This window comes from Cryobacterium glaciale (assembly GCF_004402535.1).
In the GTDB taxonomy this organism is placed as follows: Bacteria; Actinomycetota; Actinomycetes; order Actinomycetales; family Microbacteriaceae; genus Cryobacterium; species Cryobacterium glaciale.
This window is the reverse complement of sequence record NZ_SOEY01000026.1, coordinates 45,145-63,930: the sequence shown is the minus strand read 5'-3', so window position 1 is coordinate 63,930 and position 18,786 is coordinate 45,145. Positions and strand designations below refer to the sequence as shown.

Annotated in this window: 22 protein-coding genes; 5 read left to right on the top strand and 17 right to left on the bottom strand. The window is 64.6% G+C overall.

The window, feature by feature from the left end; genetic code table 11:
* Positions 1-13: 13 nt before the first annotated feature.
* The 17 genes from E3O06_RS12000 to E3O06_RS11920 all read right to left on the bottom strand — a co-directional run bounded on the left by E3O06_RS12000 (position 14) and on the right by E3O06_RS11920 (position 14,931).
* Positions 14-445 (bottom strand): hypothetical protein, encoded by a 432-nt coding sequence (locus E3O06_RS12000; protein WP_134503627.1) that lies wholly within the window; start codon positions 443-445, stop codon positions 14-16.
* 44 nt (positions 446-489) lie between these two features.
* A complete protein-coding gene (locus E3O06_RS11995; RefSeq protein WP_134503626.1) occupies positions 490-1,953 on the bottom strand; it encodes an SCO6880 family protein in 1,464 nt (487 codons plus the stop codon).
* Positions 1,954-1,955: 2 nt separating this feature from the next.
* Positions 1,956-3,284 (bottom strand): TrbL/VirB6 family protein, encoded by a 1,329-nt coding sequence (locus E3O06_RS11990; RefSeq protein ID WP_134503625.1) that lies wholly within the window; start codon positions 3,282-3,284, stop codon positions 1,956-1,958.
* Between the two features lie 29 nt (positions 3,285-3,313).
* A complete protein-coding gene (locus E3O06_RS11985; protein ID WP_134503624.1) occupies positions 3,314-3,583 on the bottom strand; it encodes a DUF6112 family protein in 270 nt (89 codons plus the stop codon).
* A gap of 190 nt (positions 3,584-3,773) precedes the next feature.
* A complete protein-coding gene (locus E3O06_RS11980; RefSeq protein ID WP_134503623.1) occupies positions 3,774-4,340 on the bottom strand; it encodes a hypothetical protein in 567 nt (188 codons plus the stop codon).
* A gap of 245 nt (positions 4,341-4,585) precedes the next feature.
* Complete coding sequence (locus E3O06_RS11975) at positions 4,586-5,641, bottom strand: ImmA/IrrE family metallo-endopeptidase (RefSeq protein ID WP_166788203.1); 1,056 nt, start codon at positions 5,639-5,641, stop codon at positions 4,586-4,588.
* Between the two features lie 4 nt (positions 5,642-5,645).
* Entirely contained in the window at positions 5,646-6,509 is an 864-nt protein-coding gene (locus E3O06_RS11970) for a hypothetical protein (RefSeq protein ID WP_134503621.1), read from the bottom strand.
* A gap of 56 nt (positions 6,510-6,565) precedes the next feature.
* Complete coding sequence (locus E3O06_RS11965) at positions 6,566-6,916, bottom strand: hypothetical protein (RefSeq protein ID WP_134503620.1); 351 nt, start codon at positions 6,914-6,916, stop codon at positions 6,566-6,568.
* 409 nt (positions 6,917-7,325) lie between these two features.
* A complete protein-coding gene (locus tag E3O06_RS11960; protein WP_134503619.1) occupies positions 7,326-8,108 on the bottom strand; it encodes a TIR domain-containing protein in 783 nt (260 codons plus the stop codon).
* 321 nt (positions 8,109-8,429) lie between these two features.
* Positions 8,430-8,699: a DUF6112 family protein gene (locus E3O06_RS11955; protein ID WP_134503618.1), complete on the bottom strand. Its 270-nt coding sequence runs from the start codon at positions 8,697-8,699 to the stop codon at positions 8,430-8,432.
* 1 nt (position 8,700) lies between these two features.
* Positions 8,701-9,861, bottom strand: coding sequence for a M23 family metallopeptidase (locus E3O06_RS11950; RefSeq protein ID WP_134503617.1), 1,161 nt, complete (start codon positions 9,859-9,861; stop codon positions 8,701-8,703).
* Between the two features lie 9 nt (positions 9,862-9,870).
* The gene (locus E3O06_RS11945) at positions 9,871-10,524 is read right to left on the bottom strand and encodes a hypothetical protein (RefSeq protein ID WP_134503616.1); all 654 of its coding nucleotides are present in this window, start codon (positions 10,522-10,524) and stop codon (positions 9,871-9,873) included.
* Between the two features lie 31 nt (positions 10,525-10,555).
* Positions 10,556-11,638, bottom strand: a complete 1,083-nt coding sequence (locus E3O06_RS11940) for a ParB N-terminal domain-containing protein (protein WP_134503615.1) — start codon at positions 11,636-11,638, stop codon at positions 10,556-10,558.
* On the bottom strand, positions 11,635-12,465 hold the full coding sequence (locus E3O06_RS11935) for a hypothetical protein (protein WP_134503614.1): 831 nt from the start codon (positions 12,463-12,465) through the stop codon (positions 11,635-11,637). Before E3O06_RS11935 ends, E3O06_RS11940 begins: the two co-directional genes overlap by 4 nt.
* A gap of 56 nt (positions 12,466-12,521) precedes the next feature.
* Complete coding sequence (locus E3O06_RS11930) at positions 12,522-12,896, bottom strand: hypothetical protein (RefSeq protein ID WP_134503613.1); 375 nt, start codon at positions 12,894-12,896, stop codon at positions 12,522-12,524.
* An 80-nt stretch (positions 12,897-12,976) separates the two neighbouring features.
* Complete coding sequence (locus tag E3O06_RS11925; protein WP_134503612.1) at positions 12,977-13,876, bottom strand: bifunctional DNA primase/polymerase; 900 nt, start codon at positions 13,874-13,876, stop codon at positions 12,977-12,979.
* On the bottom strand, positions 13,876-14,931 hold the full coding sequence (locus E3O06_RS11920) for an ArdC family protein (RefSeq protein ID WP_134503611.1): 1,056 nt from the start codon (positions 14,929-14,931) through the stop codon (positions 13,876-13,878). The genes E3O06_RS11925 and E3O06_RS11920 overlap by 1 nt, the downstream gene beginning before the upstream one ends.
* Before the next feature lie 241 nt (positions 14,932-15,172).
* On the opposite strand from E3O06_RS11920, the gene E3O06_RS11915 reads away from it, so the two are divergent.
* The 5 genes from E3O06_RS11915 to E3O06_RS11895 all read left to right on the top strand — a co-directional run bounded on the left by E3O06_RS11915 (position 15,173) and on the right by E3O06_RS11895 (position 18,699).
* Entirely contained in the window at positions 15,173-15,628 is a 456-nt protein-coding gene (locus tag E3O06_RS11915) for a hypothetical protein (RefSeq protein ID WP_134503610.1), read from the top strand.
* 34 nt (positions 15,629-15,662) lie between these two features.
* Positions 15,663-16,124 (top strand): ImmA/IrrE family metallo-endopeptidase, encoded by a 462-nt coding sequence (locus E3O06_RS11910; RefSeq protein ID WP_241980124.1) that lies wholly within the window; start codon positions 15,663-15,665, stop codon positions 16,122-16,124.
* Positions 16,121-17,131 carry a DUF6545 domain-containing protein gene (locus tag E3O06_RS11905; RefSeq protein ID WP_134503608.1) on the top strand — a complete coding sequence of 337 codons (1,011 nt, stop codon included), beginning with the start codon at positions 16,121-16,123 and terminating at the stop codon, positions 17,129-17,131. The genes E3O06_RS11910 and E3O06_RS11905 overlap by 4 nt, the downstream gene beginning before the upstream one ends.
* Before the next feature lie 128 nt (positions 17,132-17,259).
* The gene (locus tag E3O06_RS11900) at positions 17,260-18,279 is read left to right on the top strand and encodes an alpha/beta hydrolase family protein (protein ID WP_241980123.1); all 1,020 of its coding nucleotides are present in this window, start codon (positions 17,260-17,262) and stop codon (positions 18,277-18,279) included.
* A gap of 222 nt (positions 18,280-18,501) precedes the next feature.
* Entirely contained in the window at positions 18,502-18,699 is a 198-nt protein-coding gene (locus E3O06_RS11895; RefSeq protein ID WP_134503606.1) for a helix-turn-helix domain-containing protein, read from the top strand.
* Positions 18,700-18,786 lie beyond the last annotated feature (87 nt).

Below are 18,786 nucleotides of genomic sequence, written 5' to 3'. Positions count from 1 at the left end.
GCGTCGGTGTTTCTCACAGCGCGACCGTGTGCCCTGTCATGGTTGTCGCCCGGTCCCGGGTGGGTGCCCAGATGTCGGCGCCGTGACGCGTTCGAATCGCGGGCGTGGTTGCTGGTGCCGGTGCGGGCTCCCATTCAGGTGCGACCGGGTACCGCCGCAGGAGCGAGACGTACCGGAATTGCCTGCTGTAGGTGAGCGCATATGGGGAGGCGGCGTCTTCGATGGTTCGGTCGGTCGTTCCGGCCGGAATGTGGTCGTAGACATACCCGTTCGTGAGGGCGGCATCGGTGGTCTGCTCGCCGTAGTCCCACTTTTGGAGGAACTGGCGTGCGACAGCGGGTCCGTTGCGGTCGATCATGCCCAGAAGTTCCTCGGCTTGCTCTCCCCGCAGAAAGATGACGCTTATCCATCGGGATTCCGGTGGTTGTGGATGTTGGTCGAACATGTCGGCTCCAATCGGGGTTATCTGCATAACAGGAGTGCCACTGGTCACACGCTGAGGCACAGGGGGAGCGCTGCGGCGGTGAAGGCCTGGGCCTGTTGGCCGACGAGTCGGCGGGTTTCGCAGGATGCCTGGATGGCGGCCTGCTCGATCGACGCCACGGCGGCGTCAAGCTCGTCGAGGGTGGGCGCGGTCACGCACACCAGGCCGGTCGTGCGCAGTACGCCGTGGCCGGCGGTGAGGTCGGCCTCCTGGTGTAGGAGGTCGTCGTATTCGGCGGTGGCGCCGGCATCCGCTATTTGGCCGATGCGCGTGCGTTGGTGGGCGTCGCTGATCAGTTCGGTCTTCTTCTTGCGCAGGTCGCGCGCCGCCTGATCGGTGCGGACGGGCAGGTAGTGCAGCGCCACGGTGCGGAGGATGCCGTTGGTGAAGACAAGGGGGGAGAGAAATCCGGGGAACACCTGTGATCTAGGCCATTCGCTGATCCACAGCACGGCGTGGAAGGCGCTGTCGGTGCGGAGGTGATCCCAGCTTTCAGCAACCGCGACGGGGCCGGCGGTTTCAAGCGAGCGCCCGACGTCAGGGTGCCGTTCCAAGTCGACGCCGACGTCGGGGTCGTATGCCGTGCGCAGTATTCTCGCCAGCTCGTCTGCGGCGAGCCAGGTGCCCACGGTGAGGTCCGCTGCGCGCAAGGCCGCGGTGAGTGCGGTCATTTCCTGGCGCAGCACGGCCGCTGCGCCGCGCATGCCGCCGCCTTGCGTGCGGACCTGCCGGGCGGCGGCGGCGAGGTCAAGGGAGACGCTGATCGTGGTCGCATGGCGTTCGTTGGTGGGGCCGGCTCGCGCGATGAGTTCGCGGTAGGTGGCGGCTGCCCAGCTGTCGTCGTTGCTGCCGTGCCGTTCCCACCACTCGGCCAGTCCGGTGCCGGAATCGGGCAGCGTGCGTTCCGATACCTGCAGGCGTGCGATTCGCCCGGACCGGCAGGCGCCGGCGAGCACTCGTCCCCACCCGGCGACTCGGCGATGCTGCTCCCCGGGGTCGAGCAGGGCGAATGCTGGGTGCGATACCGCCACGATTGCGGTGAGGGTGCGGGCGTGCGGGTCGTGGATCATGACCGCGCCCGACTCCGGGTCGTTCCATTCGCGCAGAGCGGATGCGTCGCCCGGCAGAGACAGGGTGCCGACCGGTCGTGGACGCACGATGCGGCGCCGGTAGGTGAGCTGCTCAGTGCCGGCGCGCAACATCCACCGGCTGACGATCGGCACCCACTCGACGATCTTTCGGCCCCCGAGGGGAATGAGGGCGACTAATGCTGCGGTTCCCCACAAGGGAGCAGACCAGGCGACACCGGAGCCGCCAGTCGTGTAGAGCACGGTGACGATGGTGAGCGTGCCGATGGACAGGGCGATCAATTGCGGGACCGATAGGCCAAGCATGATGCCTCGTCTGGTGAGGCGTGAAAACTGCACGGCTGGCAGTGGGTATTCGGTGCGGGTATTTTCGGTGTCCATGACTACACGTCCTTGCCTGGTGTGGAGGAGGGCCCGGATGATGGCCGTGATGTGGTCGGGGCGGCGGCGCTGCTCGAAGACTGGCTGTGAGCATCCGCTGCGTGGCCGACCGTGCTGGCCATATTCGGGCCGGCTTGGGCAGCGGCCTTGACCACTTCTGCGACGACGGAGACGCCCGCAGTGGCCGCCCCTGCTGCGGCACCTGCGGCGGCCGTCCCAGCCCTGGCGGATGCGCCCTTGCCGGCAGCTGCGCCGCCAGCCGATCCACCACCCGACGATGTGGGACCAGGCCCTCCACTGCCCGATGAGGTTGTCGGGGCGGGGCCGCCTTGTGGTGCCTTTCCGTTTCCGCCGTCACCGCTGGGCTCGAGGATCTTCTTCGGGTCGTCGACCATCGGGGCTTTCGGTACCGGGACGGGCCGGTTCATCGCCGACTTCGCTTCCTGTTCGCTGGACATCGCGTGGTACATGTCGACGCCCAAGAAGTTGAGGAACTTGTAGGTGATGTAAGGGGCGAAGGCGGCGATGAACATCAAGACGATTCCGGCGATCGGATCGCTGACGGAGGCCAGGTCGGCATCGATCGGGGCCGAGACTTGCGCGACCGCCACCAAGAAGATCACGACGAGCACGAGCTTCGACAGGATGAGGGCCATCACGAACGCGACCCATTTCGAGAACCATCCTTTGGCGGCATCCCAGGTCGCGCCGGCGAGTGCAATTGGCCCGAAGACGATCGCCACCAGCAGCAGGGCTTTGCGGATGAGGAGTGAGAACCAGACTATTGCCGCGCCGGTGATCGCGAGTGAGGACAGGAAGATGGTGACGATCGCTCCGACGCCGGGGGCGCCGAGGCTGATGGCTGTGAGGCCGGTGGCGAGGAGAGCGATGCGGTCGCCCATGCCTTCCATCGTGTTGCCGCTCGCTTCAACGACTCCGATCGTGAGCTGATCGGTGATTTCGAGGAGCAGGCCGGTGATGGTGATGATGATAAATGATCCGAGTACCGACTTGGCGACGCCGATCGCGGCTCGGGAGAGCGCTGTCGGGTCGCGGTGCACGAGGCCGGTGAGAAGCTGCAGGCAGAACAACACTAGGGTGACGAAGACGGCCACGCCGAAGAGCACGTTGTAGACGTCGATGTACGCCGGGTCGGTGACGTCGACGAGCGTGGTGGAATCAAACGCTGCCCAGACGGATTTGAACAGCCAGGCTGCGGCGGAGCCCATCGAATGGGCGAGCCAATCGAACGGCGCCGCGACCAATGCAGCGGCGCCTTCGCCCGCGGTGTTGCAGACGTCGGCGATGACCGGCACGTCGCACACGCTCATCTGGAGCCCCGTTCAGGTGGGAATCGGGGTCAGACGGCTTGGCCGACGGTCCAGAAGAAGTTGACCAGGGTGACGGCCGAGCCGCAGATGATGGCGGCGCCGCAGGCCACCAGGACGCCCACCTTGCCGCGCGAGGCGAGGTGCGGGTTGGACGAGTTGGCGCCGAAACCCCACACGATCGCCGCAATGATCAGGGCGAGCACGCTCAGGATCAGCCCCACGGTCATCACCGCACCGACGATGACGCGCAGTTGTTCAATGCCGGGAAGGCCCGTCCCGTTCGGAACAATGTCAACCACAATCAGCTCCCTCAGTCGGTTGATGCATACGACTGGGAGGTGCGCCAGCGGCCCCGCGCTCGCGCAGGTGGATGCCGATTGTGGTAATTTTCGACCGCCCCATATGTGATCGACAGCAGCGTGATGGGGTTAGCTGATACCTGCCGTGGTCAATCGCCTGTCCTATAGACGCCCTGATCCGCGCACGCCGCTATCTCACTCCCCAGGGCCCCCTGCGATTATTGAATTCGATCATGGATGCCCGTTCAAGGAGCCCGTCAGCGTAGCTGCTGGGACCCAGTGGCCGCGCGACGGCACTCCAGTGGCGCAAGTTATCAGGCTCGCCGCTTGCCATCGCATCCAGGTACGCCCAGACTGCGCGCGCATATTCCTTCGAACTCTCGGGATCCGCCGAGATGCTCTTGAAAATGTACGCGGCGTCATCGCCCTCGCGGAAAGCTTCGGTCCACCGAGCCTGAGCCGCAGCCAGGTCGTGGTCCATCATCGCGATGATCCCGAGACCAGTGATCGCGTGCACGTTTCCGAGTGTGGCCGCCTGCTCCCAGGCATCGCGGGCCTCATCTTTGCCCGGACTGAGCACACTTTTGACCGCTGATTTCATGATGATCGCGCCGCGGCGGAAGAGTTGGTCGCGCTGTTCGACCTTGTGAAGCTCTACCCTGGTGGGGTACTTGTCCGGGTTCTTGCGTTTGTCGGACAGAGTTGTGATTACGAGGAGAACGACAATCACTGCGACACCGATCAGAACAAGCTCCATGGTGCTCCAACTCCCTCTCGAGACTGGCTCAGTCTACCGATGCATTTCAGCGCACACGAGTCCTCTCATGCGCGCAAGATTAAGTGGCAGGAACGGACGCCATGGTTGCGCCCATCTCGAAAACCGCCGAACTATTTGAGAGGTTGCCCGCTCTGATGATGGCGCAACCCAGACGCCATGGTGGACCTCCTCAGTACCAATGACGTGGGTCCGCCGCGGCCCATTGCCGGCATGACCGCTTAGTCTCAGTCGCAGACGTGTTGAACCTGGCCCGACTGCTCAGCGACGGAGAGCGCAATGAAGCAGGCCGTGCAGAACGTCTCGGCGGCGGGTTCGCATGAGCACGTCGAGCACTCCGGGCATTTCGGATCACGGCATTTGCCGCAGATTTGAACTGAGCTGTCAACAACGAAATCGGCTCCGCACGCCGGACTCACACATTCGTGCTCCCGCATAGCCCACGACTGTTCGCGGCCGAACACCTGTGTCGGGCGAAGAACGACGAATGCGTAAGCTCCGGAGAAGTCGAGTGCGACGTCCGCTGACAAGTCAGTTTGGATCCACCCGGAGAGAGCGCGTAGACCTTCCGCCAGGTCGCCGATCACATGTCCGCCTGCTGATGCTGCCGACTGGAACAGGGTTGCGAGTCCGGGCTGGACGATGCCACGCGCGGGTGTGAAGACGTCGTCGCCAGTCGCTCGCGCGAAGATGACTCGACCTTCTTCGTCGCAGACCACTACTGCGCAATCCCGCTCCGATGAGGCGACTTCAACAACACGGTTCGCGACCGCCGAGCGTGATGCCCGAACCTGACTGTGCAGCGTAGCGAGCGTCCGTGCGCTTAAGGTGTTGATCCCTGTCGGCAAGGCATCCTCCGGGATGAGGACTGTGGAGGCGAAAGCGTCCGCGACGCGTTCTTCCACCTTGTCACCCCGGGCGGCTGGGAGCGAATATCTGACGTCCACCCAATCTCGGTGGTGTCGTTGAACATGGTGGCCGTACTCGTGGACGATGGTGAAATTGTCCCGCTCCGCTGTCAGCGACGGGTGGATGAGAATGACCGACGGTTGCCCGTCCCTGTACCGGTAGAAGCCGTACACCGAGCATCCCTGGGTGAGGTTCGTCTCGTATTCGAGGTCAAGCTCGGGGCTGCCCGCCACAGCAGCTTCGGGGTCGGCGCCGAGCTCGGAAATGGAGATGACACCGCGTTCGATTTCCAGCCGCACAAGCTCCGAGGCGATGGCCCGGTAGTCATTCCGCTCGACCAGGTACTTGAAATGTTCAGCCTCGGGAGCGCCCATCGGTTCAGCCTTCCCGTAGTCTGTCGATGGTCGCCTGTAGCCGTGCGTGGTTGTCGCCGTCTGACCGGGCGGCCAACGCAAATTCGCCTCGGGCCAGATTGCGTGCATCCGCTTCGGAAAGCTCCCGAATTCTCGCGAGCGCGACGAGCGAATCCTTGAATACTGGTTGGACCAGCAATCGGGCCGCAGCGTCAGAGCCAGCGTCGAGCAGAGCCTCTGGGTCACGGCGAATTGCTACAGCAACCATCTCAAGCTGCGCAGCTGTCGGCACTGACTCGCCGCGGACCAGACTGACCGCAGCGGGGACAGTGATACCGAGAATGCCTGCAAGGTCCCCAGCGTACAAGTTCACTTCACGGAAAGCGTCGGCGTTGAAGGGGGACAAGCCTGGTACGACTTCCGGCCATGTGTTCAGGCAGATTCGTTCCCAGCGATCAACCATCTCGTCGCTTTCGCGTTCGGCTTCCTCCCCATCGACGGTGTAGGTGGCGAGGGGAAACGGGAAGTCGACGTCGCCCGTCTCAACGGCAACGTCGATAAGGCTCATTGTTTTCGCAGTTAGCAGACGACCTAACCGGCGGTGCAGCATGTGAAGCCCCATGCCGGTCTCCCGGGTAGGCCACACCAGCAGCGGCACGTCCAGCAGAGTCGAGGGGACTTCGAGGGCCGGCGCGAAGACGGGTACGTCCGAGAGGGTGACCGGCCAGCAGAGAGTATACGTGTCTCGGATGCTTGCGAGCACAGCAAGGGCGAGCGCTTCACCATTCCAAGAAATGAGCCACAAGTCGCCCACCTCCGGCGTCCCTGCGGTCTCCCCGTGCCAGCGTTCGCGTGAGACACCGTTGGGCGGTGTTTCAAGCTCGTACATGCGGCGGTGCCTTCATTCTTGTATTGGGAGAGTCGTTCAACGTATCAGGCTTTCGGCTATTTCCGCGACATGTAGTGGGCCATGACAGTGGAGAGCAATGGGTTGGTGAGCGTACTTTTGTAGGCACACAAGCTTGGATCTCCTGTCCACCGCTTCTTCACCGACCGGAGATATCGGTACGACCACCAACCGTCCTTCGTCAGTCCGAGCGAAGCATCTGCGGCACTGAAAAGGTCCACGCTGGTACCGGCCGTCGTTGTTCGGGACATTGCGCGCCAGGCGAGCTGGTCGTTCGGTTGTTCAGCGACGCACAGCATCGGCCGCGGCGTCTGGTGGGCGTCGCCCGGGCTGGCTGCGGACGGATGAACGTTGTAGATGTCGCCACGTTTTGCATTGGCGCCAGGCATTCCCACAGCCTATCGAGTGGCTGGCGTGTCCGGCCCATTTTCCCTGCCGACCGATGCTCGATCCACTGCATAGGTGAATCGTACTCACGAAGCTAGCCGCGCGCTGAAGGGTGTCCCGACGCCTTCGACCTGGTTTCTGCAATTGCCGAGACGCCCGTCCGTGGAGTCGTTGGTTCTCAACATTGGGTAGCATTCAGGAGTCGGTGGCGATTCACTAAACGTGCGGCGAGTAACGGAAGTCCAGGTGGCTCTGCCCCCGGAGTTGGATCTCCGTGGTGCACTTTCCTCGCAGAAGCGATCGCCGATGATCGAGGCGCGGCGTCTTGGCAACAGGGTTCTCAGTAGCGATTGAGTTGGAGCGCCGTTCTCCCGTGGAATCCCGCAACGGGCCCACGGGAGAACCTCCCGGTCAGCGGTAAAGCGGGGAGTCTTCCACCGGCTGCCGCACGCTGCGGCTCACCCGCAGACCGTTGGCCCGCAGGTCGGCGGCGAACGACCTGAGCTGTACTCGCGACGAGACAGATTCGCCTATCGAGAACGTAAACTTGCGACCCGAGCGATCCTGAAGACGCAGAGTCGTGCCCGAATTCGTCCTCACCCGCCACCCCTGTGCAAGAGCTGCGGAGCAGATGCGCTCGATCTCAGCGTCCAACGGCCGCCGCACACCACTCTGATCCCGGGGCCTCGCGCCGACACTGGACACGCGCTTGCCGAGCGCCCTGATCTGACTTGTCGCGCCAACGACGGCCTCGTTCACGGCCGCGCCAACATTGCCGTCCGGGCGATTTGTGTACGGCAGCCACGTTAGGCCGGCCAGATCGGATGGCAGTTGCAGATCCTCGGTGCGGTCGGCCACGATGAAAGTTCTCTCAAGCCCTAGAGCGCCGATGAATAGGCCGAGCTCGAAAACGACATTGTCCCGCGCCACGTTCTGCGACTCGCCTCGGGTCGTGACCGTATCGTCGGCAGTGGCGATGAGGATCGCGAAATCTGCCTTTCGCGCGGCCTCTTCGAGACGGTGGATCGTGTACGTCGACGCTTGAAACACACCCTGGTCCCAGCGGGTAACCATGCAGGTGCCAGTGCGTTCGAGATCGAGCTGGAGATGGCGTCCGATCTCTAGGCCCTCGGTTGACGAGCCAATGAAGACATGTGGCAGGCCGGCCTGATTTGTCGATCGCGCTGCGCTCATTCCCCCATCGTACGGCGGCGACGACGTGCCGACTCTAACCACCGTGCGGTCGGCGATGACTGGTTGGACGACGACTTAGAGACCAGTGGATGCCGTTTTCAACGCGGTGGCGGTGCGGACTAAAGATGATGGCGGGACAGTGACGGTCTCAACGACCGGCCAGGGCTTCTGCGGAGAACCTTGGGGGCCGGAGTGCCCCGTAATTCATGGGTTATGAGGCACTTAGGTTACGAGACACTGCGCGCACGATTTGTGCCGGTCAGGGTTGGCTACGAAGAGCCCGGAGCTTCTGGATATGTCGTGCTTTGGCGTGGAATTCGCCTATTGGAGACTAGAGCCGACACCGAGCAAGAAGTTGACCCAGGCCACACCGGCGCCCGCGAGGGCCGCTGCGCCGCAGGCGACCCAGAGTCCGACCCGGGCTCGCGAGGCAGTCTGGAAATTGCCATTCGCCGACGCGAGTGCCCAGGTGACGCCGCTGATGATCATCATGAGCACCGACATGATCAACACGAAGGTCAGCATCGCGCCGACGACGTTGTGCAATTCCGCTGCGCCACCGACGGCTCCGAAGTCGGGGAATACGTCCATCTCAGTTCGCCTTTCCGCAGCCGGCCGCGGCGACCCCGGCACCGGCCAAGCCGGCGGCGCCGTGCTGGGTGAGCCAGTCCACGGCGTTGACGGCAGGTTGGCTCGCGCCGCCGGGGTGGATCTCGAGGTGGAGGTGCGGGCCGGTTGATTTGCCGGCGGAACCGACGTCGCCGATGTGTTGGCCGGCGGCCACAGTGTCGCCGGCCGCGACGTGGATGCCGTAGTCGTACAGGTGGGCGTAGTACGAGGTGACCCGCACGCCGCCGACCGTGTGCTCGATCGTGATCAGCCCGCCATAGCTGCCCCGTCGACCCGCGAAGCTGACGACCCCGTCGGCGACGGCGAGGATCGGAGTGCCCAGGGGCGCCGCGAGGTCGCTGCCCGCGTGGAACTTTCGGGCTCCACTGTAGGGGTCGGTGCGCCATCCGAAGCTGTCGGTGTTTGTGTACGTGCCTGTGGGAAGCGGAAACACCACACGCGAGGTCTCGGCGATGGTCAACCCGGAGCCAACTGCGCTCGCCAAGGGCGCCCGCGTCAGCGCGGCGAGGATCGACTCGGCGACGGGCTGGAAGTTCTGGTACCGATCGGGATAGGCGCTGACCTCGACTGCCTGTGCAACGGCACCCGGGTCGAGGGCTTGCCAGCCTGCGATGTCGAGCAGCCCGCGTGGCGAGCCGGCGTTGGGGCCCGAGGGTCCGCCGAAGAAGGCTTGTGCCTGGTACTCCGGGCGCATGAGTTCGGCGACTGTTCCCCAGCCCGAGACCGGCCGCATTTGGAAGAGGCCCAGGGAATCATGATCGGCGCTGACCCCGTCGTTCGGGTACGCCGCGGACTCCGGATATGCGCTGGGGTTGGCGAGCATGCGCAGCGTCGATTCGGTGAGCGCGGCCATCAACGCGATGAGCACTCCCGGTCGCCCGACGTCGGGGTATCGGTAGCCGACCGTCATGATCGTTGCGGCATGGGTCAGCTGGGCCCTATTCAGGGTGATCGATCCGCCGTCTCGCGTTCGAGCGGACAGCGAATCGGGGATGCTGCCGACGACGAGCGACCCCGATCCGCAAGAGCGCGCGGCCGGATTGGTGAGAGCGGCCACGCCCACCAGGCCGATGAGTGGGCCGGCGAGCATGAGCGCCGCGACGAGGCCAATGAGCTTCTGCATCGCTCGGCCTTACTCCAAAGGTTGGTCGGGCTGAGACAGCCGGAGCAGTGTGCACGTCTCCTTGGCCGGGCACACGACGAAAACCGTGAACGCCACCTGTCGCTCCGTGTTCAGTGCTTGCGTCTTCCAGGTGCCGGTGCGATGACGAGTTCCCGTTACGGTGAGTGCCGTGGCACCCTGCGGTATCTGCCCCGGCGCTGCCTGTTCGAGCGCGGTCGCCCAGGCCTCGGGCACAGCTACCGACTCGATTTCGATCCATTGCCGAGTGCCGTACGTGCTGAGTTGCTGCCACATCTGAGCGGCGGGGAGATAGTCCCGAACATCGGAGGCCACGGCGGGTGCTTCATCCGTGTCGGCGACGTCGACGATCACCTGCGCCCAGTCGGAGAGGCCAACGCGGTCACGCGTGTCCCAATTGAAGAGCGCACCCGCGACGCTGCGTGTGAAATTCTCGGGGTCTTTCGTCGTAAGAATTGGCGGCGGCTGATCGGGGCGGGCCGTGGGCACCGGTGAAGCGGATGCTGCGGGTGCCGGCCGTGCGTCCTCGCTCGGTTTTTCGGGCCCACGGAGAAGTCCGAACAAGCCGACCACGATGAGAACGATCAGGGCGATGCCGCTGCTGACGATTGCGATGACCCGACGGCGCCGGTGGGCGAAATGCATTGTGATCTCCTCAGGGTTAGGGCGGGCTGCCTCATCGAGAAAGCGATCGTGTCGATACCCGAGCAACTGCAGGGGAGTCGTCACGAAGGGAGCGCATCCGCTCGGCGAACGCGATGGTGCCGGCAAGTGTCGCTTCGAACTGCTCCCATTGGTCCTCGGTGAGCTCGGAAACGATCTCGGCGTCGTCGTAGCGGAGCCACCAGTCGTGGAGGTCGTTCCAGAGGAACACGAACGAACGCACGGGCAGATTGGAATCGTTGGAGGTGGCTGGGCGGGCGTTTTTGGCCTTCGTCGCTGTCTTGGCTCGGGAGAGCGCTTCTCGGGCCAGCTGTTCGAGCTCGATGTCGGTTTGGGTGGTCTCGGCGGCGTGCACGCGTGAAGTTCCTGCCGACGCGGCGTGGCGGATGAGCGCGGGTTGCGCGGCATCCGCTGCCAGCTGCTCGAGTTCGGCGAAAGCCAACTGAGTCTTCATGCGGCGGTGCGCGGCGGTGACCGAGCCGCCGTTGCTAATCAGGTCGAGCTCAGTGGTCGCGAGGCGGCGGAGTGCCTCGTCGAGATTCTCATCGGCGACGATGCGCTGCAGGTAGCCGATGCGTTCGAGCGTCGTGTATGAGCGTGTCCCGGTCACGAGTAGCGCGGCCCGTGCCCGGGCGTAGCCATCAAGGGAGGTCACCGGTGCTGCCACGGTGGCAGCACCGTCAGATACGGGGTTCCCCTGCTTCGCGCCGAATCGTGACGCGATTTGACGCCGACGTGCGTCCTCCGCCAGGAGCATCTTCACCTCGCGATACAGGGTGGCCGCTTCAGTCGGGCTGAGGGTCTTGTGGAGGGCGTTGTCGTCTTGTTCCGCGAGCAGTTGGGCCAGTCCGTCTGAGATGCCGGAGCGAACCCACACGTTGAGTTTGCGTACTCCGAGTTGTCGGAGAGCGGCCAGGCGGCGGGCGCCGCAGACGAGGGTGCCGTCGGGCGTGACGGTGATCGGCTGCAGGAGTCCCTGCTTCTCGATCGAGGCGGCGAGGGCGTCGATGTCGCCGAGGTCGGTGCGATGCCGCGATCCGATCCGGATGGAGTCGATCGACCGCTCGAGTTCGATGTGCCCCGGCGTGCTGGTCATACCCGCGCCCCGGGAGCGTTGTTGACGATGTCGGCGACCAGGTCGTCGTCGTGGAACAAGGCGCGAAGTGGTTCGCCGAGGAGCAAACGAAGCAGGATGCCGTGGCCGGCTTTGGTGTGCGCCTGCAGGGGGTTGCCGCTGCCCAGGAGTGCTCGGAGCATTGCCATCCACGCTCGCTGCGGAACGTCGAGGAGCGCACGGGCGGGGTAGTCGCGGCGCAGAGACTCGTACGCGGAGGCACGCGATGGTGCGTCTGCGAGTCGGCCGCAGACGTACTCGACGCCGTTTCGGGCGCGGTCGGCTGGCCAATCGAGCAGGGTGAACATCATGATGGCGTCTTCGACCGCTGCCGCGACCTCGACCCGTGGTGGTTCGTCGGGCTGCGCGTCGGCCGGACTGGTTCTGAACGCGGGGTGGTAGTCCGTGAGGGCGTGCTCGCGATCGCTGAAGCGTTCGGCGTCGTGGAAGGCCGAGACCTTGGGCCGGCGCGCCTGGTGCACGGAGCACAGGAGGCCTTGGGCGCGTTCCTCCGCGATGCAGGTCACCTGCACTGCTCGGGTGACCATTGCCCAGGGGTCGTCGGCGCGGAGTGTCGACGATGCACGCATTGCGTCGTATGCAGCCGCGGCGGCCTCCCAGGGATCCAGACCGTGCTTTCGTGCCAACCCGGCGTAGCGCCGGGCGGCGAACCGCATGAGTTCGGATGCTTCGGGGTCCGTCCGCCACGTGACGCCGCCATTCGCTTGAAGTCGGGCGAGCAAGATTCGGAGGCCTTCTGACTCGCGAAATGACTTCGATTCTTTGTCCCGCTGCGTCTGCCAGTCCATTCCGGTACCTCCTGTCAAATTGGTGTGTGTTGCCGTCCTCAACAGGATGCTCATGGTCAGCGCCGCCCGAGACCGTGCCGGGACATTGGTGGACGCTCGCCCGACTGTCCGAACTCGGAGAGGGGAGGGAGCCGGTCGGCTCGTTCGCGCATCGCCCGACGGACGGTGGAGGGTGCCCGCCGCAGTCGCCGAGCGAGCTCGGCCTGGAAATCAATCCCGCGACCGGCTACACGGGCGCCGCCGGTGCTGAGTAAATCCGAGGGTCGAACCCATTCGAGGCCGGGGCGGGCGGCGCGGTTCTCGGGCGTCGTTGCGCGGGTGCGCCGTGGATCGGCGATGCCGCCGTGAGTCAACGCGACGTGAGGCGAGGCCTCTCCGTCGATGGCGAGGCTCGGTGCGCGGTGTGACGCCTCGAAGTCGTCTTCGTCCATGGCTTGTGCTCTCCCTCACATCGTTGTTCTGTACAGCAGGAGTGTTGACGCTTCCCTACGCGGGTTCGACGGATGCTCCGTCACGCCAGGCATGGTCCGTCGCCTTGTCTGCTCCCTGGGGATGTTCGGTCGCGCCATTGGCTTTCTGGCCGACCGTGCGGGCCTTCGGCAGCCCGTCGGTTGGCGGACCTGATCGTGGCGGTGATCTCCGTCTCCGGGAGGCCGGCACTCTGGGCAGCCGGGGCGAGTGCTGCTTCGACAGCGGCGGGTGTGAAGCCGGCCTCGGTGAGGCGGCAGGCGGCCCAGAACAATCCGCTGTTCCGCTCGCCTTCCTGCAGTCTGCCCACCCACTGCGCGAGCCGGGTCGGCTCGGGCACGCCTGCTGTCTCCGGGCGTGATTTTGCTTGGGGCGCGTGTGGGTCGACGAGATTGCGCAGTGCCGCGGCATCCACTGGCTTGGAGCCTGAGGCGGACAGTGTCACGAGGCGGTAGCCGACTCGGCCGTTCTCCAGAAGTAGGGTCGAGGGCGGCACGACCACATACCCGCCGTTGCCACGAAAATCGATGTGCGCGGCCGCAGACTGCCAGCAGCGCTGCGGGTGGGCAGCGGATGCGGGGAAGTAGATGTGCATGCCTCCGGATGGAGTGCGCACCCGGGCCAGATCTCCGTCCACGAGCCCGGCGGCGCTGGCACGCGCGAAAGCGTCGAAGCCCGAAATGGTGTGTGCCACGTCAATATCGACGACGTCGACACCCGATACGCTGCCGGTGGGCATCCCGATGTTCGCGCCGGGCCAGCGAGCCCACCAGGCACCCACCTGATCGATGTCGCAGCTCGCGTCGTTGAATCCCGCCGGAGTGAGAGGGCGCTTACCGTCGCGTACACAGGGGAAGATTGGGATGCCCGCCCGGGCGAACACGAGCGCGGTGTCCCGTGTGGTGAGTCGGTTCGTGCTCATGAGCACCTCGGCGATATCCATCAGAGACTCCGGGCGCCGAGCCGCACACCCGAGGGCTCGCTGGAGGCCCTCGCGACGGCGAGATTCTGCGTGGGCTTCTCACGATCAAACACCAGGGGATCGCCGGCACCGATCTGATCGGTCTGGAGCTGGTCGAGGATCGCCACGGCCACGCGACGCACGCGCTCGCCCGTCTCTTGGGCGACCTCGGTAGCAGTCTTGCCTGGCACCGAACTCGCCCACGCGGACACGTACGGGATCGTGTAGTCGCTCGTATCCATGCCGTGGACCGCGCCGATCATCAGGGCGACCGACTCGGCTTCGACCTCACCGATTCCGCGGTGAGCTTGCGCATCGGCGTCGGGCTGGTGCATCCGGATGTGAGCCAGCTCGTGGGCGAGTGTCTTCACCTGAGCGGCGGCATCCATGTCGGCGCGCACCGAGACCGTTCGGCCGTGAAACTCGGTGCGCCCGTTCGCTCCGCCGAGCGACGCGGCATCCGCTGACCACAGCAGGGTGAACCCGGCGTCCCGGACCAACGCGGAGAGGCCATCCCAGAGACCGTTGGGCGCCTCGCCGCTGAGGAGTCTCGGCGCGGGACGTTCATGGATCGGCGCACCCGCGGTCTGCGAGACGTCCCAGACGCATGCCGGTCGGGTGCCGACCATCTGCTGGCGCACGAGCTCACCGGCTCGAGGTCGCTCGTTTTGCTTGAGCCTCCGCCATGAACGCACGTCGGCGGGGGAGGAAGATGCAAAGCGCGCGGTGACGGGCGCGAGGATCATGTAGCCCTTCTGGCCGGCGACCACGTGACGCCCGAGCGCATTCCACTGTCGGAAGCCGGCGACGTAGCCGGGGAGCTCCGCCGACACGAGTCCGCGTTCGTGCGCTGCGGAATGCTGCGCCCAGATCAGGAGAGTGTTGTTGAACGAGCGTGTGCGGAATCGGGCGGCGAACACGAGCGCCTGTTTCCACTCGTTGCCGGTGACTAGGGCCTCGACGGAGGCGACCAGACGTTCGTGAAGGTCGGTGAGCTTCTGCTCTCGCTCCTGTTGCGAGTGCGATTCCAAAGACACAATGACCACCTTCCCGAGTGGATGCCACGCCCACGTGGATGACAGAGAGGTGCACCTCGCCGTGCCAGTGCGTTCAGCGAGGGGCATCGTGTTTGAGCATGCTCAATTTTCGATTCAGGGAATGGTTTACCACCAGATTTGAGCATGCGCAACCCTTGCGTTGATCATGCTCAACGGGTATATTGGGCACTCTCAACGACCCGAGCATCCGTTCATCGCCAGAGGAGCCATGGTTCCGCACATGATCGAAGACGACAGCACGACAGCCGCGGATGATCTCGCAAAGCGCCTCCGGCTGCTGCTCGACGTCGCTGAAGCCGAGACGGGCACCGAGCCCACGTTTACGCAGATTGCCGCGTTCCTCGAAGAGCGCGGAACGAACCTCTCGCGGTCGAGGTGGACCTACGTGGTGAACGGCCACCGATACGTGCGAGACCGCTCTCTCTTCGAAGGGCTGGCGGCGTTCTTCGACGTTGATCCGGCGTTCCTCGCCGGCTCGGACGGCGCCGAGATCCCTGCCAAGGTGAGCGCTCAACTCGATCTCGTGCGGGCAATGCGCTCCGCGCGCGTCAAAACGTATGCGGCCCGTACCCTTGGCGACATTTCCCCGAACGCGCTTCAGGCGATCAGCAAATTCTTAGATGCGGAGATCTCGCAAGACTTGGCAGAAGCAAGCGAGCGCGCCAAGGCAGATTGAGCCATACACAGGTCCGGAGGGAAGTGACAAGGCAGTGAACAACGAAGTGAGCGTGCCGGCGCTGGCCGAACTCGCCCTAAGAGACACATTCACCTTCGACGAACTGGTCCGCGCGGTGCAGCGCAGTCGGCAGCGTGGCCTGCGCATCGTCGAACTCGCGGAACTGGGCGTTCACGACGGCCTATGCGCCGTTTCGCTCATGAGGGATGGCGAAGATTTGATTCTTCATGCGCACAGTGATTCGGCGCTGCATCGGCAGCAGTTCGTGCTGCACGAATTGGCGCACTTGATCCTGGGTCACGATGTCGACGACGATCATGACACGCGCGACTATCTGCTGCCGGACATCCCGCCGCAGACCCTGCGCCGACTGCTCAAGCGCCAAGATCTCAACACCGACAAAGAAGTCCAAGCTGAGACCCTCGCTGACCACCTTGCCGCGGCAATTAGGGGATCGACACTGCATTCCTCCCGGTACCTGGAGATCTTCGGATGATTGCCGTCCTGGTCTCCGCCCTCATGTGGCTGCTCGTCGCGAGCTTGCTTATCCTTCGGCGGGGTCGCGCAGAGCGCAACATCAGCTACGCCGCGCTGACGATCGCGATCGCGATGACGCTGAATACCGATCAGGCCTATTGGGCGCTCGACCCGCTCGCCGGCGGGTCCAACTTGGTAACCCTCGTGGCGGACGCTACGTTGATGGTCGGCGTCTTCTTCCTGGGTCGTGGAGTGATGAGGGCATCCGAGCATCACACGTGGGCCGTCCGGCTCGCCCTCGGCCGGTTCACACTCGTTGCCGCGCTCATTGGTGCGGTCGGCACGTTCCTGCTCATCAATCGTGGCGGTACCACCACCAGCTTCATGCTTGAGCTTGGCGAACAACCCGCTGCCGCCGCCTACTCGATGATCCAATTCATCTACTACGGGATCGTCCTCGCCGCGATGGCCGCGCTCGCTGCACGGCAGCTCCGAAGCAGCGAGGGTGCCCAGCGGCTACCGCCGGTGTCTCTGATTCTCGGAAGCAGCTTCGGCATCGCGCTGAGCGTCGTCGTCATCTTTATGGATCTCGCCCACGTGGTCGGGGATCTCTACCTGATGGCAGCAGTGGCCGTCGCGTATGAACCGCTTCACATCCTGACCTTCCTCCTCCTCTGCCTCGGGTTCGCCAGTCAGCCCGCAGCCCGCACCTTCCAGGCCAGATCTCGCGAACGGACGACCCGGAGGCTGGTCGGCGAACTCGAACCGATCTGGGCCAAAGCGACAACTGTACGGCCGGGAATCAGCCAGGACGAGCATGTTGCGTTCGATGCCGGCGGGCCCGAGACTCTGCTCCATCGCCAGGTCGTTGAGATCCGTGATGCGATGATCGATACGCGGGTGTCATTCGAGGTGAGCGACTATGACAAGGCGCTCGTCGAGCGCGCCGAACGCCACCTGCTCGGAGCCGGGCCGACCGGCTCGGTGCCGGTCGTGTCTCAGGCGACTACCGGGCAGCAGCGATGAGAGTTGGTTGGGCGTTCACTGGGGCGGTTGCCGCCACGGGTCTGGCGCTCGGAGGGCTCGGTCTCGTGATCGCAAGGCGCCTGACCGCCCCGGCAAGCGGGCGAAAATACGACCTGACAATTAGAGGGGTGGATCACACGCGGGAGCGACCCATCGTCGTCCTTGATCGTTCGCAGCGCACCGCCACGCCCGGCGACTACTGCCTCATAGTCGAGAACGGCGGCTGGGTTCGGCTTTCCCCGGAAGTCGAAGATCGCGGGCCGCAACTCGTCGGTCGCGAGGTCGTGGGGGAGTTGTGGCCTGGCGTGGCCGCCGGCCAACGAGCATCCTGGAGTGGCATCTACTTTCAGACTCCAGCAGATGCCGGCCTGCAGTCCACGGATGTCGAAATACAAACGGATGTGGGCCCCGCGCCCGCATGGCTCGTCACGTCCCGAGACGCTCCGTCGCCCACCTGGGCCATTCATATTCACGGGCTCGGAAGCACGCGTGCCGGAACGTTGCGTGGTGTGCAGGTCGCCTCGGAAGCTGGGTTGACGTCGCTCGTCGTGACATATCGAAACGACGGTGAAGGCCCCAGCGTGGGGACAGGTAGGTCCGATCTCGGCGCCGCGGAGGTCGATGACGTGCGTGCGGCCGTGCGTTTCGCCCGCGAAAACGGCGCACGCAGCGTCATCCTGTTCGGGTGGTCAATGGGTGGTGCCATTGCGCTTCAGCTCGCCGCCGATCCCAAGCTTCGCGGCATCGTCGCCGGCGTCGTGCTCGAGTCGCCCGTGCTCGACTGGGTCTCGACAATCAAGGCGAACTGCGCGAGGTCGGGCCTGCCTGCACAGACCGGCGTGCTCGCCATGCCGTGGCTCAACTTCCGGCCTTTGGCTCGAATGACCGGTCTCATCAACCCCGTCGTTCTCCGCCGCTTCGACTGGATCGCGCGAGTCGACGAGTTGACTGTGCCGACGCTCATCCTTCACGGCACGCTCGACACGTCTTCACCCTTCGAGTCCTCGACTCGCCTCAGGGAGCTACGTCCCGACATCGTCGACTTGGAGGCATTCGACGCAGATCACACGATGAGCTGGAACTCGGATTGCGAGCGCTGGCGGGCAGGCCTCTCGGCGTGGCTGGCCTCGCTGGCTGCTGCACGTTAATCACAATCCGGACGAGCGTAGGAGTTTGCCCAGGCTGTCTCGGCGTGGCAGGGCGCGACATTCTGGCCGCCCAGGGCAGCAGCACAGATACTTCACGTCTCCGTCTCACCTAGACCAGCGAAATACACCTGGCGGCGCCCCTACATCCCCTGCCAAACCGGGTTCTCTCCGGTATCATCGGGAGTGTTGGCCCAGTCGAGGTCTGCAAAAATGGGGGGCGTTGTGATCGAGCCGTGGCTGTCCGCAGACGACATCGCCGCCCACCTTGGTGTCACCAAAGACACCGTCTACACGTGGATCGCCGAGAAAAACATGCCCGCCCACAAAATCAGCCGTCTGTGGAAGTTCCAGGCCAGCGAGGTAGATAGATGGGTCCGCCGCGGCGGGGCAGCAGCGTTAGGAAGCACTGAACCTGACTGAACCGCTTCGCTGAAAACTGCCACCGACTTGGATGTCGGTGGTCCGCCATAGCCTGATCGACTGACCTTAAAACCGAAGGAGGTACCC

What these genes read in the sequence shown, in the direction of transcription:
- E3O06_RS11950 (WP_134503617.1), bottom strand. Translation starts at nt 9,861, where the DNA reads ATGCAGAAGCTCATTGGCCTCGTCGCGGCGCTCATGCTCGCCGGCCCA.
- E3O06_RS11995 (WP_134503626.1), bottom strand. Translation starts at nt 1,953, where the DNA reads ATGGACACCGAAAATACCCGCACCGAATACCCACTGCCAGCCGTGCAG.
- E3O06_RS11905 (WP_134503608.1), top strand. Translation starts at nt 16,121, where the DNA reads ATGATTGCCGTCCTGGTCTCCGCCCTCATGTGGCTGCTCGTCGCGAGC.
- E3O06_RS11945 (WP_134503616.1), bottom strand. Translation starts at nt 10,524, where the DNA reads ATGCATTTCGCCCACCGGCGCCGTCGGGTCATCGCAATCGTCAGCAGC.
- E3O06_RS12000 (WP_134503627.1), bottom strand. Translation starts at nt 445, where the DNA reads ATGTTCGACCAACATCCACAACCACCGGAATCCCGATGGATAAGCGTC.
- E3O06_RS11930 (WP_134503613.1), bottom strand. Translation starts at nt 12,896, where the DNA reads ATGGACGAAGACGACTTCGAGGCGTCACACCGCGCACCGAGCCTCGCC.
- E3O06_RS11915 (WP_134503610.1), top strand. Translation starts at nt 15,173, where the DNA reads ATGATCGAAGACGACAGCACGACAGCCGCGGATGATCTCGCAAAGCGC.
- E3O06_RS11990 (WP_134503625.1), bottom strand. Translation starts at nt 3,284, where the DNA reads ATGAGCGTGTGCGACGTGCCGGTCATCGCCGACGTCTGCAACACCGCG.
- E3O06_RS11970 (WP_134503621.1), bottom strand. Translation starts at nt 6,509, where the DNA reads ATGTACGAGCTTGAAACACCGCCCAACGGTGTCTCACGCGAACGCTGG.
- E3O06_RS11980 (WP_134503623.1), bottom strand. Translation starts at nt 4,340, where the DNA reads ATGGAGCTTGTTCTGATCGGTGTCGCAGTGATTGTCGTTCTCCTCGTA.
- E3O06_RS11975 (WP_166788203.1), bottom strand. Translation starts at nt 5,641, where the DNA reads ATGGGCGCTCCCGAGGCTGAACATTTCAAGTACCTGGTCGAGCGGAAT.
- E3O06_RS11925 (WP_134503612.1), bottom strand. Translation starts at nt 13,876, where the DNA reads ATGGATATCGCCGAGGTGCTCATGAGCACGAACCGACTCACCACACGG.
- E3O06_RS11935 (WP_134503614.1), bottom strand. Translation starts at nt 12,465, where the DNA reads ATGGACTGGCAGACGCAGCGGGACAAAGAATCGAAGTCATTTCGCGAG.
- E3O06_RS11965 (WP_134503620.1), bottom strand. Translation starts at nt 6,916, where the DNA reads ATGCCTGGCGCCAATGCAAAACGTGGCGACATCTACAACGTTCATCCG.
- E3O06_RS11955 (WP_134503618.1), bottom strand. Translation starts at nt 8,699, where the DNA reads ATGGACGTATTCCCCGACTTCGGAGCCGTCGGTGGCGCAGCGGAATTG.
- E3O06_RS11940 (WP_134503615.1), bottom strand. Translation starts at nt 11,638, where the DNA reads ATGACCAGCACGCCGGGGCACATCGAACTCGAGCGGTCGATCGACTCC.
- E3O06_RS11960 (WP_134503619.1), bottom strand. Translation starts at nt 8,108, where the DNA reads ATGAGCGCAGCGCGATCGACAAATCAGGCCGGCCTGCCACATGTCTTC.